This window comes from Salinispora mooreana (assembly GCF_000379065.1).
Taxonomy (GTDB): domain Bacteria; phylum Actinomycetota; class Actinomycetes; order Mycobacteriales; family Micromonosporaceae; genus Micromonospora; species Micromonospora mooreana.
This window is the reverse complement of record NZ_KB900614.1, coordinates 2,976,310-2,990,820: the sequence shown is the minus strand read 5'-3', so window position 1 is coordinate 2,990,820 and position 14,511 is coordinate 2,976,310. Positions and strand designations below refer to the sequence as shown.

At 67.9% G+C, this 14,511-nt stretch carries 14 protein-coding genes and 1 pseudogene; 3 read left to right on the top strand and 12 right to left on the bottom strand.

Annotation, left to right across the window (positions count from 1 at the left end; genetic code table 11):
* Position 1 precedes the first annotated feature (1 nt).
* The 4 genes and pseudogenes from SALPAC6_RS31275 to SALPAC6_RS29445 all read right to left on the bottom strand — a co-directional run.
* A pseudogene (locus SALPAC6_RS31275) lies at positions 2–1,084 on the bottom strand (recombinase family protein); the annotation flags it as partial.
* Between the two features lie 79 nt (positions 1,085–1,163).
* Positions 1,164–1,409 carry a hypothetical protein gene (locus SALPAC6_RS0114290; protein WP_018254080.1) on the bottom strand — a complete coding sequence of 82 codons (246 nt, stop codon included), beginning with the start codon at positions 1,407–1,409 and terminating at the stop codon, positions 1,164–1,166.
* Positions 1,410–1,829: 420 nt separating this feature from the next.
* Positions 1,830–2,705, bottom strand: coding sequence for a replication-relaxation family protein (locus SALPAC6_RS0114285; protein WP_018254079.1), 876 nt, complete (start codon positions 2,703–2,705; stop codon positions 1,830–1,832).
* 187 nt (positions 2,706–2,892) lie between these two features.
* Positions 2,893–3,096 (bottom strand): hypothetical protein, encoded by a 204-nt coding sequence (locus SALPAC6_RS29445; protein WP_162562063.1) that lies wholly within the window; start codon positions 3,094–3,096, stop codon positions 2,893–2,895.
* A gap of 78 nt (positions 3,097–3,174) precedes the next feature.
* Between SALPAC6_RS29445 and gltX the strand changes: the two genes are divergently transcribed.
* Positions 3,175–4,578, top strand: a complete 1,404-nt coding sequence (gene gltX / locus SALPAC6_RS0114280) for a glutamate--tRNA ligase (RefSeq protein ID WP_026189670.1) — start codon at positions 3,175–3,177, stop codon at positions 4,576–4,578.
* Between the two features lie 30 nt (positions 4,579–4,608).
* On the opposite strand, the gene SALPAC6_RS0114275 is transcribed toward gltX, so the two are convergent.
* A complete protein-coding gene (locus tag SALPAC6_RS0114275; protein WP_018254077.1) occupies positions 4,609–5,295 on the bottom strand; it encodes a hypothetical protein in 687 nt (228 codons plus the stop codon).
* Between SALPAC6_RS0114275 and SALPAC6_RS0114270 the strand changes: the two genes are divergently transcribed.
* Complete coding sequence (locus SALPAC6_RS0114270; RefSeq protein ID WP_018253977.1) at positions 5,233–6,738, top strand: IS1634 family transposase; 1,506 nt, start codon at positions 5,233–5,235, stop codon at positions 6,736–6,738. The genes SALPAC6_RS0114275 and SALPAC6_RS0114270 overlap by 63 nt on opposite strands.
* Here the strand turns inward: SALPAC6_RS0114270 and SALPAC6_RS26025 are convergent.
* Genes SALPAC6_RS26025 through SALPAC6_RS0114235 form a run of 7 tightly spaced genes read right to left on the bottom strand, consistent with a single transcriptional unit; the run spans position 6,637 to position 12,866 of the window.
* On the bottom strand, positions 6,637–7,683 hold the full coding sequence (locus SALPAC6_RS26025; RefSeq protein ID WP_223874343.1) for a hypothetical protein: 1,047 nt from the start codon (positions 7,681–7,683) through the stop codon (positions 6,637–6,639). The genes SALPAC6_RS0114270 and SALPAC6_RS26025 overlap by 102 nt on opposite strands.
* Positions 7,680–8,303: an FkbM family methyltransferase gene (locus SALPAC6_RS0114260; protein ID WP_018254074.1), complete on the bottom strand. Its 624-nt coding sequence runs from the start codon at positions 8,301–8,303 to the stop codon at positions 7,680–7,682. The genes SALPAC6_RS26025 and SALPAC6_RS0114260 overlap by 4 nt, the downstream gene beginning before the upstream one ends.
* A gap of 4 nt (positions 8,304–8,307) precedes the next feature.
* On the bottom strand, positions 8,308–9,279 hold the full coding sequence (locus SALPAC6_RS0114255; RefSeq protein WP_018254073.1) for an NAD-dependent epimerase/dehydratase family protein: 972 nt from the start codon (positions 9,277–9,279) through the stop codon (positions 8,308–8,310).
* Positions 9,280–9,287: 8 nt separating this feature from the next.
* Entirely contained in the window at positions 9,288–10,046 is a 759-nt protein-coding gene (locus SALPAC6_RS0114250) for a phytanoyl-CoA dioxygenase family protein (protein ID WP_018254072.1), read from the bottom strand.
* The gene (locus SALPAC6_RS0114245) at positions 10,043–10,702 is read right to left on the bottom strand and encodes a class I SAM-dependent methyltransferase (protein WP_018254071.1); all 660 of its coding nucleotides are present in this window, start codon (positions 10,700–10,702) and stop codon (positions 10,043–10,045) included. Before SALPAC6_RS0114245 ends, SALPAC6_RS0114250 begins: the two co-directional genes overlap by 4 nt.
* A complete protein-coding gene (locus SALPAC6_RS0114240) occupies positions 10,699–11,949 on the bottom strand; it encodes a methionine adenosyltransferase (protein WP_018254070.1) in 1,251 nt (416 codons plus the stop codon). Before SALPAC6_RS0114240 ends, SALPAC6_RS0114245 begins: the two co-directional genes overlap by 4 nt.
* Before the next feature lie 17 nt (positions 11,950–11,966).
* The gene (locus SALPAC6_RS0114235; protein ID WP_026189668.1) at positions 11,967–12,866 is read right to left on the bottom strand and encodes a radical SAM protein; all 900 of its coding nucleotides are present in this window, start codon (positions 12,864–12,866) and stop codon (positions 11,967–11,969) included.
* Positions 12,867–13,083: 217 nt separating this feature from the next.
* Here SALPAC6_RS0114235 and SALPAC6_RS0114230 point away from each other — a divergent pair, with 217 nt between their 5' ends.
* Positions 13,084–14,508, top strand: a complete 1,425-nt coding sequence (locus tag SALPAC6_RS0114230) for a carph-isopro domain-containing protein (protein ID WP_018254068.1) — start codon at positions 13,084–13,086, stop codon at positions 14,506–14,508.
* The last annotated feature ends 3 nt before the right edge of the window (positions 14,509–14,511 follow it).

Below are 14,511 nucleotides of genomic sequence, written 5' to 3'. Positions count from 1 at the left end.
GGATCATGTGGTCGAGGTCGTCGGCGGGGAGTCGGGGTGCGGTGCAGGTGGCGTGTTTGCCGTAGCGGGTGCGGGTGAAGCAGGTGTAGTAGCGGTAGCGGCGGTTCCGGCCTTTGGCGGACGTGCCGATGTAGCGCTGTCCGCATTGGGGGCAGGTGAGTAGGCCGGTGAGGTAGTAGTCCGAGTCGGACTTGGCCCGCTGGGTTTGGATGTCGCCTCGTGCGTTGGCGATGTCCTGGGCGCGGCGGAAGGTGTCCCGGTCGATGAGTGGCTTGTGGGCGTCGGGGACGTAGACGTCGCGGTAGGCGATGTCCCCGGTGTAGGCGGGGTTGTCCAGCATCCGGTTGATGGTGTGTCCGGACCATTGTTTGCCGGTGCGGTTGGGGATGCCGCGGGCGTTGAGGTCGGTGGCGATGGCGCGGGTGCCGAGTCGGTCGCGGGTGTAGAGGTGGAAGATGTCTCGCAGGATGGGTGCCTCGTCGGGGTGGGGGACGAGGCGTTGGGTGTCTTTATCGACGAGGTAGCCGTAGGGGCGGGTGCCGCCGGCCCATTGGCCTTTGCTGGCTTTCGCGGTCATGCCGCTTTTAACCCGGTCGATGATCATGTTGCGTTCGAATTCGGCGAAAACGGCGAGGAATTGCAGCATCATGCGGCCGATGGCGCCGCCGGTGTCGACGGGTTCGGTGGCGGAGGAGAAGCGGACGTTGGCGGCGTCGAGGGTGGCGGCGAGGTCGACGAAGTGGGCGAGGCTGCGGCTGAATCGGTCGACTCGGTAGACGAGTAGGACGTCGTAGAGGCCGGCTTTCGCCGCGTCGAGTGCTTTCTTGAGGCCGGGGCGTTCGGTGGTGGCGCCGGAGGCGTCGTCTTCGAATTCACAGACGATGACCCAGCCGGGGTGGTTGTCGACGTACTTTTTGAGGGCGGTGCGTTGGGCGAGCAGGCTGAAGGGCTGGTGCTCGTCGTCGGTAGAGCGCCGGATGTAGATGCACACCCGGCACGGGCCGGTCGAGTCTTCCGGCGGGGTGGTGGGGGCGCGTCGTCCACGCCGCTTCGGTGGGCTGGTGGGGGTGGGATTGCCTGCCATGGGGGTCCTTCGCTGAGATCGGGTGGTGGGGTGGTGGCCGTGGGCGGGCCCACGCGGGTGGGCCGCCGTTGGGCTAGGTTCAGGCGAGGTCGGGGTGCTCGCGCCGGAAGTGGTTGAGGAGGACGGCGAGGGCTTCGGCGGCGTTGTCGAGGTCTTCGGCGGTCATGGGAATGGTGTCGATGCGTGCGATACGCATCGGAATCGTCGTTTCCTTCTTGTTGGTGGGGATGTGTTTCGCATCGCCGTTATTTGTGGCGGTACCGGGATGCGGTTCGTCAGGATAGCTCCGGACGGCGTTTTCGTCGTCATACGACGGGGTGACCACGGTCCTCCGAAAAGCATGTGAAGCTGCGGGGGTCGGAGTCCTTCGTTCATGCGGTTTCCTCTCTTACACGGAGTGGCGCGACTGATCTGATTGATGCGGAAGAGGCGACTCGTGGCGGGTCGCTGTATCTGGCGTCCGGGAGGCGGGGACGATACCTCCGAGCGCTGTCACCGGGAAGTGATTCGGATTGTCAGCGACTCGCCACAACTCACACGGGCTCCTGGAGAGCCGCTGACAGTTTCGAATGCTTGCTGTCACCGAGAGCGCAGAGGTACCTTCCGCCCTCCATCGTTGGGAGCCGGCGCGGACAGCTACCGCTCGCCGCGCCTGGGCGGTCGGGTCAGCGGCGGGGCGGTCCTTGTCGCCCCGCCTGTGCGCGCGTGTCCGGCCGCCGTGCGTGGTTCGGCGCTTGGCGGGGGGTCAGCTGGTCTGTTCAGCGCCGCTACCGGCGGGGAGGTCGGCTAGGCGCATCGGCGCCCCGTGGTGGCGGTGCGGCCACCACACGGCTTCGGCCGGGTTGATGCCGGTGACCTCGGTGTGCACGGCGGTTGCCACCGGGTAGATGGTTCCGGTCGCGGCGAACTCCTGGTGCAGGTGCCGCTCTCGGGCTGGGGAGTGTAGCCAGAACAGCACCGGCCAGAGGCGGCCGGTGACGTGCGCGAGGTCCCGGTAGCCGTCGATCTTGTCGACCAGGCGGGACAGCGGCCGTTCGGTGCCGAGGTCGTATTCCAGGAAGAACGGCACCCTGCGGTCGCCGTCGACCCAGATGCCGTGTCCGTCCGCCCGTGACCTCGGCTGGTAGACGCGCACGGCGATGTCGTTGTCGTCGGGTTCGGCGAAGGCGCCCATCTGCTGGCAGCGTCCCGCCGGCCACCAGCGGGCCAGCTCGCTGCCGGGATGGGTGCGGGCGTGCCCGGCGAGGGCGGTGAAGAAGCCGTTGACCCCGAGCAGGTGCGGCAGGTTCGCCCGTCTCGTCAGGTGCCACCGCCTTCTGCGGGCCTGGTCTCTGCGCGGCAGGTCGTCGCCGCGCTGCGCGGCGACGACCTCGACGCCGAGTTGCGCCAGCACGTAGTGGTAGGGGTAGGAGCCGCCGTCGGGCTTCTGCGGCCGGAATCGTTCCACCACCTCCAACTTCTGCGTCAGCGCCCGCAGGCGTTCCTGGGCGTAGTCGACCGACGGGTAGAGGGCTTCGGCGACCTGGAAGGAGGTGAGCACTCCGTGGTCGGCCAGCCAGCCGAGCAGGACGAGATCACGGTCGGTGAGCTGGGACTGGACTCGGAGCAACGGGTCAGGCATGCGTCACCACCAGCCCGAGGGGGAGAGACCCAGTCGGAGGGTCTGTCGCAGCACGACAGACGCTGCTGACAGCGGCCCTGACCTGGGCTGTGAGCCGAACCGGGGGTCCGTTCGGGGGTCCTGTTGAAGCGGGACGCCAAGTGGGAGCCCCAGCAGGACCCGCAACGGGAGGTCAAGCCCACCGCTGTCAGCGGGAGACGTCGAAGATGCGGTAGCCGCCAGCAGCGGTGGCGATGAGGGTCGATGCGTGGACATGGTTTACTCCAAGGTGACGGTGTTCGTGGATGGGACGGCGTTGCGCCCGCCGTGTTGGTCGAGATGCGGAGGCCAGCTGGCGGGCGTTGACGAACCTGCCCCGTACCTCGTCGCCGAGGCCCGACGACGAGGACAACCCGTTGTTCCCCTCCGGGAAGCTCCGCCCCCGGATATCAGTCAGCTCGCCCGTCGGTGGTTCGGTAGCCTGCTAGCCGTGGCTAGTTCCGATCTCCGCGTGCGCTTCGCGCCCTCCCCGACGGGTATGTTCCACGTCGGCAATGCCCGGTCCGCTCTGTTCAACTGGGTGCTGGCCCGACAGTCGGGCGGAACGATCGTGTTGCGGATCGAGGACACGGACGCGGCGCGGAACCGGCCGGAATGGGTTCAGGGCATTCTCGATGCGATGGAGTGGCTTGGAATCGGCCCGAGCGAGTACGAGGGCCCGCTGTTCCAGTCTGACTACACCCAGCACCACCGGGAGGCCATCGATCGGCTCATCGCGGCTGGGCGCGCTTATTACTGCGACTGCACCCGGGATCAGGTCAACGCCCGTACGGGCAGCGAATACCTGGGCTACGACGGCTTTTGCCGCAGTCGGGGCCAAACCGTCGGAGAAGGCCGCGCTCTGCGCTTCCGTACGCCGGACGAGGGCTCGACCGTGATCGTCGACTTGGTGCGGGGCAAGCCGACCGTTGACAACGTGCTGATCGAGGACTTCGTGATCGCGCGCGGTGACGGCTCTCCGGTGTTCTTACTGGCGAACGTGGTTGATGACATGGTCATGGGGATCACGCACGTGATCCGGGCTGAGGAGCACCTGCCCAACGCGCCGAAGCAGCAGCTGCTCTGGGAGGCGCTGGGGGCGGAACCACCGGTGTGGGTACACGCGCCGATTCTGGTGAATGAGAAGCGGCAGAAGCTCTCCAAGCGTCGCGACCGGGTCGCCCTGGAGGACTTCCGCGCCGAGGGGTACCTCGCCGAGGCGATGCGAAACTATTTGATGTTGCTCGGGTGGGCGCCGTCCGGTGACCGGGAGATCCTGCCCTGGGACGACATCGTGACCGAGTTCCGGCTGGAGGACGTCAACCCCTCGCCGGCGTTCTTCGACGTGAAGAAGCTCCGCGCCTTCAACGGGGACTACATCCGCGCGTTGTCGGTTGAGGCGTTCGTCGAGGCGTGCCAGCCGTGGCTGACCGGTGAGAATGCGCCGTGGCGGCCGGAGGCATACGACGCCAACGCTTTCGCTGCTGTCGCCGAACTGGCGCAGACCCGGATCGCGGTGCTCTCCGAGATTGTGCCGATGGTCGATTTCCTGTTCCTCGATGAGCCGACCGCCGACGAGGCAGCGTGGGCGAAGGCCATGAAAGCCGACGCCCCGGCGCTACTGGCGGCCGTGGTCGAGGCGTATGAGACGTGCGAGTGGCGGGCCGAGGTGCTCAAGTCGACGCTAGAGGTGATCGGTGCGGAACGGGGACTCAAGCTCGGCAAGGCGCAGGCACCGGTACGGGTCGCGGTGACCGGCCGTACTGTCGGGCTGCCGTTGTTCGAGTCGATCGAGATCCTCGGACGTGAGCGAACCGTTGCGCGCCTGCGAGCCGCCCTCGACCGCCTGAGTTGACCTTTCGTGTCCGGCGAATCGATCCGCCGGTCATCCTGGTCGTCGATCCGCTCCGCTGGCGAATCCAGCGGTGCCCTTGACCGGCACGCTCCGTCGTGGGCTGAAGATGGGTGCCGGTGTCGCGGGCAGGCCGGCGGTGGGCTGCGTGTCGAATGGCGGTGCGAGGTTGCCGAAGTCGGTGCCGAGGACTTCGTCGCTGAGCCGGAATACCTCGGGTGCCCAGGGCCCGACCCTGCCACCGGCCGGGAGTTGGTCGCTGACAAGGGTCGCGGTCAGCAGCCAGCCGCGCGGGGACGGGGAGATGACGAGGGTTCCGTCAGCCCCCAGCGGGTCGGCGACCAGTCGATCGCCAACCCAGCGGATCGATGTCTCCGGCGGGACATGTTCGTTGGCGCGGGTAGCAGCGCCGAAGATTGTGCAGGTGGTCCCGGCGGTGAAGGCTTCCTCAGCCAGTCGCTCGACCGCACTGATGTCGGGCTCAATTCCCGCTCGCGCGAGCAGGTTGACGGCGTGCAGTAGGACCCGACGGTCAGACCTGAGTTGTAGCGTTCTGGCGATCTTGTGATCACGGGTGCCGCTGACCTCGGCGTTTGCCGGCGGATTGGCGCCGATGTGGTCACTAACGCGGCTTGGCGGCGTGGGTAGTCTCGCGGGGTGGGCGCTTTCGTGCGGCGGGTGAAGACCGCCTCCGGAGCGACCGCGGTCCAGATCGTGCACAAGCGAGGCCGGCGGGTGCTGAGCATCGAGCACATCGGCTCGGCCCATACCGACGACGAGTTGGCGCTGCTGCTGCAGGTCGCTGAGGAACGCCTGCATGGTGGGCAGTTTGCCCTGGACCTGGACGGCGTCGGCACCGGTGCGGGCGGGGCGTCGGCGGTGGTCGAGGGCACGTCCTCGCTGATCTTGTGGGATGTCCTGAACAGCCTCTACGACGACCTCGGCCTGGATCGCCTCGGCGATGAGGCGTTTCGGGCGTTGGTTCTGGGCCGGGTGATCGAGCCGACCAGCAAGGCCGACACCGTGCGTGTGTTGACCGAGATCGGGATCGCCTCGCCGCATCGGGTGACGTTCATGCGCTGCCTCAAGCGGGTGGTCGAGCGGGACTACCGGGCCGTGATCGCGCAGGCCTGTCACCGGCACGCCACCCGCGGCGGCGGGCTGGCGGTCGTGCTCTACGACGTGACCACCCTGCACTTCGAGGTCGAACGCGAAGACCAGCTGCGCAAGGTCGGGATGAGCAAGGAACGCCGCGTCGACCCGCAGGTCACCGTCGGGCTGCTCACCACCGCCAACGGGTTCCCGCTGGAGATAGACCTGTTCGCCGGCAACAAAGCCGAGACCAAAACCCTGATCCCGGTGCTGACCCGATTCCGCGACCGCCACCAGGCCGACGACCTGGTCGTGGTGGCCGACGCCGGGATGCTGTCCGCGGCCAACCTGCTGGCCTTGGAAGACAACGGATTCCGGTTCATCGTCGGCTCCAAGACCAGCAAAATCCCCTACGAACTTGAGGCCCACGTCGAGCGGCACGGCAACCACCTGCCCGACGGCGCGACGATCGAGACCACCCGGCGCATGGGCACCGGGACCAAGGCCCGCGACCGGCGGGTGGTCTACCAGTACACGTTCACACGAGCCCAGCACGACAACCGCGCGATCAACGCCATGGTCGAACGCGCCGAAAAGGTCGCCGCTGGCGAACGACCGCTGAAGAAGGACCGCTTCGTCACCTTCACCGACAGCACCACCAGCGTGAACTGGGACCTCGTCGAACGCGCCCGATCCCTGATCGGGATCAAGGGCTACGTCACCAACATCGACCCCACCGTGATGGACGGTGCGGCCGTCGTGGCCGCCTACCACGACCTCTACCAGGTCGAACGTTCCTTCCGGATGACCAAGTCCGACCTGGCCGCACGACCGGTCTTCCACCGCCTCGAAGACAGCATCCAGGCCCACCTGACCGTCGTGCTCGCCGCCCTGGCCATCTCCCGCGAAGCCCAAGCACGCTCCGGGCTGAGTATCAACAAGATCCTCAAGACCCTGCGGCCCCTCCGCTCAGCCACCGTCACCATCGGCACCCAGCAAGTGACCGCCCAGCCACGCATCACCGCCGAGACCCGAACCCTCCTGACCACCCTCGGCTGGAGTGGTCACTAAATCGCTACAACTCAGGTCAGAGGGCGCGGCTTCCATGGCGGAGGTGAGCCGGGCGTTGAAGTCGGTGGGGATGAACCCGTTGACCGTGAGGATGCCGTCAACGGAGAAGCCACCGCGGTAGCCGAGGCGCTCGCGCAGACTGGCTCCGATTCGATCGGTCTGTTCGGCGAACTCAGCGGTGTCGTCGAGGATGGGAACAGCGCCAGCGCAGAGAAAAGTGCCTCGTGCTGGCCGGGGCAGAGTCACGAGTTCCATGGGTGGAAAGGGGACGATCCTGGTGGTAAGGGTCAGTCCGTGCAGGCGCACCGGGACCCCTTCGAGGAAGGGCATGAGCCGGACTCGCCAGGTGCCGGGCTCGACGGTGGGGATGGCTTCTGGTGGTAGACCGCCGCGCCACCACCAGATGCCATCGCCGCCAGCGGACGGTCCGGCACCAATCGGCTGGTAGGAGCAGACGACCCCAGTGCCTTGATCGACGATGGCCCCGAGTCTGGCGAGGTCAGCAGTGCCATCGCCGACGATTGACTGCGCTCGGGGCACCCCGGCGGCATCCCAGAGTGCGTCGACCACGGTCTTGTCCTCGAAGAACTGCCACGCGGGTTGTCTGGCGCCGATCCGCCGCCGGGCCCCGGAGTGCGGCGGATCGAGTGGGTCAGGGAGAAGGAGCGCCGCGGTGCTGTCGGGGTCGAAGGCGTCGGCCGGTCCGGCGAGCCAGCCGGAGCCGTCGAGCCCGCTGATGGCGTGGTGTTGCCACGAGAGGTGGTCGGAGGCACCGCGCAGGGGTCGGCGCCGGGCCGCGGGCGGCGCGTCGTCCAGGGCGAGGGCGAGGCATCGGGTCGGGCCGAGCAGGTCTTGCCAGGCTGCCGCGTCGTCGGCACGACCGCAGACAACGAGCACCTTGCCGGAGGGGAGTAGCCGGTTGATCGGCAGGCCGCGCCTGCTCATCGGCGTCGCCGCCATGGCCGGTCCGCTCGGTGCAGGATCAGATTCGCGGGTGTCTCGTGGACCACCTTGTAGGTGTCCGGTCCGAGGTGTCGGTGGATGGCGCGGCGGTGTCGGTCGGGGTGTTTGTCGTCGAATTCGACGATGACGAGGGCGGGCCGGTGCCGGGTGTGGTCGAAGGAGTCCCAGACGTCGAGTTCGGTGCCTTCGACGTCGATGCTGAGCAGGTCGATCTGGTCGATGCACCACTGGTCGAGGAGATCCTCCAGGGGTCGGCAGGCGACGAGGATCTCCTGATAGTCGGTGCCGCGCCGTTGCAGACCGGACCACGAGGGCTTGTGGGCGTACATGCCGAAAGGCCAGAGTCCGGGGGTGGTGGATACGGCGCAGGTTTCCACGGCGCAGCAGCGCTGCCGGAGTCGTTGGTGGTTGCGGGGATCGGCGTCCACGCAGAGACCGCGCCAGCCACGGCGCTCGAAGTAGAGGCTGTTGCTGCCGCGTGCACCGTCGCCGGCACCGATGTCGACGAAGACGCCGTGCGTCGGGAGGTGATAGTGCTCGGCGAGCCAGCGATCCTCGCCCCATTGCGAGTGGAACGGCGCGGATTGGGTGTAGGGCAGCATGCCGTTACCCCCGCCACCGGTGAATCAGGTCCTGCTCACGGGCATGATCGAGCCAACGCTGTGACCAGCCGCGCCGCAACGCCTGCCAGCCGAGCGCGTCGGTAACGCTGTCGGGCAGGGGCCGGAGGGTGAGGCCGGCACTGGCGGCCCGGCTGTTGTTGACCGACATGAGTGCCAGTTCGGGGCTGCTGGTGGGCAACCACAGGGGGACCTCGGTCCATGGCTGTAGGCGGTGGGTGAGCGCGAAGTCCTCGCCGACTCGGAAAGGGGTAACAGCTCGGCTGGCGCGGGTCAGGACCGTGTCGACCAGGGTGCGGGCGGTGGTTCGGGCGCCGGCGACGTTGACGACGCCGGCAAGTTGCTGGTTGACGGCGTCACGCAGGAAGTGGGCGACATCGCTGGCATCGATAAGTTGGACGGGCTGGCGGTCATCCATCGGGACCAGGACATTGCCCCCGCGTAGTGCGTGCTCCAGCCAGTAGGCGAGGCGTGCGCTGTCGTCGTATCGGCCGATGACCAGGCCGAGGCGCGCGATGAGCAGGGTTACGTTGATCCGGTCGAGGCGACGTCGGAGGTATCGCTCGCAGCGGAGTTTGCGGGTGGCGGAGGCACGTACCGGGTGGGAGGCGTCAGCCGCGATCGTCGGCGCCCGTTCGGTCAGGCCGTGTCTGGCGGATGCTCTGCGGTACACCCCGCACGTGGAGAGCAGGATGTACTGGTTGACGTTGCCGAGCAGGGGCAGAACGGGGCGCAGGTCATCAACGTCCCCGGCACTGGTGTCGATGACCCCGTCCCACGGTTCGGCGAGGACAGTGGCGGCTTCGATTGTCGGCGCGCGCCGGTCGGTCAACACGTGCCGCACGAGCCCGGCGAAGGGCGATGGTGAACGGCCCCGGTAGAGCACAGTGACGTCGTCTCCGCGCCGCAGACACTCCTCCACGATGTGACGGCCCACGAAACGGGTGCCGCCGAGCATAAGGATCTTCATCGGCGTTCCCCGTCGCCCGGGCTGGTGGGGCTGTAGCCGAGCACGAGTAGTCGGCGTGGATGACCGGAGGTGTTTGGCCCGCTGGCATGGACCAGGGCCGCATCCCAGACCAGAACCGTTCCGGGTGCGGCGACCAGGGTGACGGCCGCCGTGTCGGGCGCGACGGTGTCGGGTACGACGGGTCCCTGGCAGGCGGTCGGGATCATCTCGATGGTGTCGCGGTGGCTGCCGGGCCAGACACGGAGCGCGCCGGCTGTTTCGGTGCACCGGTCGAGGCAGACGGCGACGGTCACCACCCGTCGGTAGCCCCGGGTTGCGTAGTAGGCGGCGTCGGTGTGCTTACGGACCGCTTCACCGAGCACCGGTAGCGCGGCCCACCCGGCGGTGAGGTCGACGGTCTGCTTGTACATCAGCTTGTTGTCCATCAGCTTCGGGGCCGCGCCGAGCAGGTCGGCGACGACGGCGAGCAGCGTGGGACTGTCGGCCACCGCCGTCACAACCGGAGATAGGTCGACCACGGGCTTGACCTTGAGCACATACGGCTTGCCGTTGGCGAGGCGCCACCAGGTGACCCGCGGGTCGCGTGTCCTGGCCGCCACCATCTTGGCGAGCCGGTCACCGAGGAGGGCGTCAGCCTCGACGCGGAGGTCCTGGATCGTGGTGGGTGGGATCAGGCCCGGCAGGACGAGGTATCCGTGTGCGGCGAACCGGTCGATCTGCTGCGCGGAAACCGCCGAAGCGAGCGGCGAGGTCATCGGGCACCGCCTTTCGTGGCGATCGGGATCAGGAATTCCCGGCTCGGTTTGGTCCAGTGGTGTGGGGTCTGCTCGGCAGGCATGGTGCGCGGGTAGGCGGTCCACTGCGCGAAGTACCGGTCGAGAACATTCCGGCGGGCCGGACCGATCGAGGTGCCGCTGTGGAAGAAGCTGAACCGACCACCCGGGCGGAGGCAGCGCACCGCGACGTCAACGACGAACTCGGTGAAGTCGGAGTCAGCGTGGCCGTCCGGCGGCCAGGTGTCGTACATGATCGCGTCGAAGACGCCAGTTGGAAGCGTCACGAGCTGCCACGGGTCGATGTACACCCGCGCCGGTGCGTCGAGAGTGTCGATCACCCGTGTGCGTGCCATCAGCGCCACGCCAGGGTGCGGTTCAATCGCCGTGTACGAGCCGATTTCTCGTTTCGACAGCTGGGTGGCGAACACACCGAGCCCGAGTCCGACCTCCAGGACGTTGGGGCGGGCGAACCCCTCGGTGAGTCGGGTGACGTGCTCGCGCATCAGCTCAGCCTCAGCGAAGAACATCACGTACTGCGAGCCGATGCGGAGGCCTTCGGAATCGACGACCGCGGGCTGGTCGCGTAGGGCGGCGATGTGCCGTTGGTGCACCTCGGACAACGTCTTCGTCGTCATAGCGATACTCCGTTGCGGAACCGGGCCAGCGGTTCGGCGGCGAGAAAACGGGCAGCGAAGGTGGAGGCCCCGGCGACGGCGCGGCGCACCACTTCTTCGATCTCGGTCACGGTGGTGGCGTCGACCGCGCGGTCCACCGAGACCAGGACGTGCGCCGGGTCATCGAGTTGGCCACCGTTGCGTGCGGTGATCGTGACCTCGGCATACGCGGAGGTTTCGGCCAGCACTCGCTCGGCGGCCTCGGCGGCGAGCGCGGTGTAGATCTTGCCCGCGTGGTGGACCGGGTTCTTGCCGGCGGGTGCTTCGCCGCTCGCCGGGCGAAGCGGCTCGATGACGCCGCTGTACCGGTTGCCCCGTCCGACCGCGCCGCAGTCGCCCTTGCCGAGCGAGGTGCCGAATGGTGCCAGGTATCCGCGACCCGGCAGATCCTTTGTGTTGAGGTGCAGCGACAGGCCGGTCGTGTTCCAGGCTCGGGGCTCCTGGTCGAGCAGGGACTTCAGCTCGGCCGAGGCGGCGCTCTGAGCCTCGGCGAGCGCTGCCCGGTATGCCGGCCAGGAGTCGACCAGTTCGGGATGGAACGGCACGGCAGCGGTGACTTCCAGCGCCGAATTGATCCGGACCACCATGACCTTCACGTCGGTTCCGGCAGCGGTTACGACCCGTCGGAATCCCTCGTCGGTGAGTCGCCGTTCCAGCCGTATCGCGAGATCGGCGGCGAGGCCGCGGCGGCTGGTGCCGACACAGACCACGGTGTCGTTGGCGACTGATTCCGTCGCGAGCACGGCGTTGATGGCCGATGCCGTGTCGGGGCGGTAGAACTTCGGGTCGTGGTCAACGGCGGTGCCACGGGTGTTGTTGATGTGCAGGCGGAGGTGTTCGAGGATCCGGCGGTCGCCCAGCGCGGCCGGTAGCACATCGAGGACCACGGACCGGAAGATCTCCTCGATCGGCACCTGCGTGGCGCCGACCCGATCGGTGATCTTCCCGAAGAGGTAGCAGTCTGCCGGCTTGAGGATGTCGAAGCCACCGAAGCGGACATCAGCGGCGGCGCCGACGAGGTTGACCTTGTCCACCCAGTGGTTGGGGATGGCGCCGAACTCGCGCAGGCACCAGGAGGAGTAGCGCTGGGAGAAGGCGTCTGCGAGCAGGTCGGCAAGGCTGTCCGGATGGCCGACGCCCTTTCGTTCGGCGACGTCGAACGGCTGGTCGTCCGGGTCGACGCAGGCATGACGGATCGAGATCTGCATATGGGATGTCCTTCGGGTCAGAGATCGCCTGGGTCGACGCCCTGGTCGGGGCGGATCGGAGGTTCAACGAGGTAGGACAGGCACTGCGAGAGAACCAGCACCCGCTTGGCGGGGCAGGCTTCGTTGACATCGGCGGGCCGGAAGGTGCCGTCGTAGAGGTTTCCGTAGCCGGTCGGCACGGAAGCGCATCGGCGCACGTCACCGGTGACGGTGACCTTGAACGAGGTGACACCGGCGGTACATGCCTGGCCCCGGAAGGAGAGCATGCCGTCGAGGTAGGGCCGGTTGAAGACGTACTCGCCGGAGTTGGCCAGGATCAGCGCCTTCTGCTCGTCGGTGTAGCCCTCCGGATAGCGGACGCCCTTGTACACGCCTTTGAACACCTTGGCGCGCACATGGTCCACGCCCAATTCGCGCAACCGATCCAGGTCAGCGGCGAATCGGCTGAGCAGCGGCGGGTACAGCACGTACAGGGCGGTCACGTCGAACCCGCCGCGCCGCAGGATCAGGTAGTTGCGGGCGTAGGTGTCGAGTTCCAGCCCCCGAAGCTCGCGTTCGGGCTGGTGTATCGCGGCGACGATCTTCGCCACCCGGGCGGCCGGGACGCGGTCAGCGAACTCCGCCACGTCGTCGGAGGCGAGGTTGGTGTTGACGCTGATGAAGTGGTTACCGGCCAGACCCCGGCACAGCTCGACGAAGCCGGGGAACATGAAGGGCTCCCCACCGGACATGTGCACCAGGCAGACCCTGTTCAACTCGTCGAAGCGCCGGACCACCAACTCCGGAGCCGGTTCGTCGAGGTGGCTGCGGTTGAGTACGTAGCGGATCTGCGGATGGCAGTACTCGCAGAAGAAGTTGCAGCGGTTCGTGAGGTGCCAGTCGAACTCCCAGTCCCATGGAGGTTTGGCCTGGGTCATCGCCGAAGTACGCATCAGGTCCTCCGCTCGCCCGTCGGGATTCACCCGCCGGCGCAGCCCTCCTGGCGGTACGCCGGCGGGGACGCACCCAGCAGACCGCGAACCGGCACCGCTCGGGCAGGGGATGGAACCGTCAAGAGCGTCAATTCGCCGACCCTGGTGGCCAGCACGATCCGGTACCTTCGCGGTACTCCTGGTTGACCCTCCGGAGGAGCCGATGGGATCTCCACCCGACCGCACCAACCAGACCCTCGCCGCGCACATGACCGAAGCCGGCCTCACCCCGCGTACCCTCGCCCGGGAGATCAACCGACTCTTCGGGCCCGGCACCCTCGCCGAAACCGCGCCATACCACTGGCGGGACGCGGGCGGCATCCCCCGCCCGCCGCTGCCAGCGCTGAGCGCGTACGTCATCTCCCGCCGCCTCGGCCGCATCGTGACCGCAGGGGACCTTTGGCACGGGCAACCCGACACGGCGGATGGCACCCTGGTCATGGCCGCCAGCACCGGCCTGGACGGGCCGTGGACACTCACGAGCACAATGCTGGTCGCCGAGGACTGGCTGTTGGGAGGACTGGTGGACCGAAGGATGTTCCTCTCCGTCTCCGGGACCGCTCTCGCCCAGGCCGTCAACATCTACCTCGACGTACACCTTCCGGCGGACGGGACCGTGCTTCCGGCCGCGACACCAGACGACCCGCTCGTCGACCAGATCGAAGCCAGCGTGCCGCGCCTACAGCTACTCGACGACGAGCGCGGCGGCGCATCCGGCCTTGGCTACGTCGGCGCCCAGGTTCGCGCGGTCCTGCTCGTACTCCGCGATGGCGGCCATACGGACGCCACGATCCGCCGACTCTTGGTTGCCCTCGCCGACCTCGCCCAACTCGCTGGTTGGAAGGCGTTCGACGCCGGACAGCAGGGGCTGGCCCAGCGGTACTTCTTCACCGGACTACGGTCCGCACACGACGCTGGATACCGATCCATGGAAGGACACATCCTCGCTGACCTGTCCTTCCAGGCCGCCTCTCTCGGCGACGCCGACGACGGCCTGCGCCTCGGCGACGCTGCCCGCCGGGTCGTCGGCCGGTCCGCCGCCAGCGTCCAAGCGTCTGTGCTGTCCCGCCTCGCGTACGCCCAGGCCGTAGCCGGAGACGTCGGGCAGTGCGAGCGCACCTGGGCCGAAGCCCGGGACCAACTCGCGAAGCGGCATCCCGACCGGGACCCGGAGTGGATGTACTACCTGACCCCGAACCACCTCGACTGCCAGGCCGGTTACGCGATGATCCTCGCCGGTCGACAGATTGTGGCCGGTGGCAGCGGAGCTGAGGGGCGGGCCCTGCTTCGCAAAGGCGGGGCGCTCCTACGCACCGGTGCCTACGCCCGCCCACCGGACGCTCCCTACCAGCGGCGAGCCCTCTACGAAGGCGCCTGGCTCGCCCTCGGCTACACCGCCCACGGCAAACTCGAGGATGCCTGCGCCGTGACCAGGATGGCCCTACCCCGGCTCGAGCAGGTCCGCTCACCCCGGAGCACCGCACTCCTCGTTGCCCTCGAGCAGGAGTTCCGCCGACGGAAGCGGAACCAGAGCGTCGCCGACGTGCTCCCCGACCTTGAGAAGGCACTGGCGCACCAACCGGCCTGACAC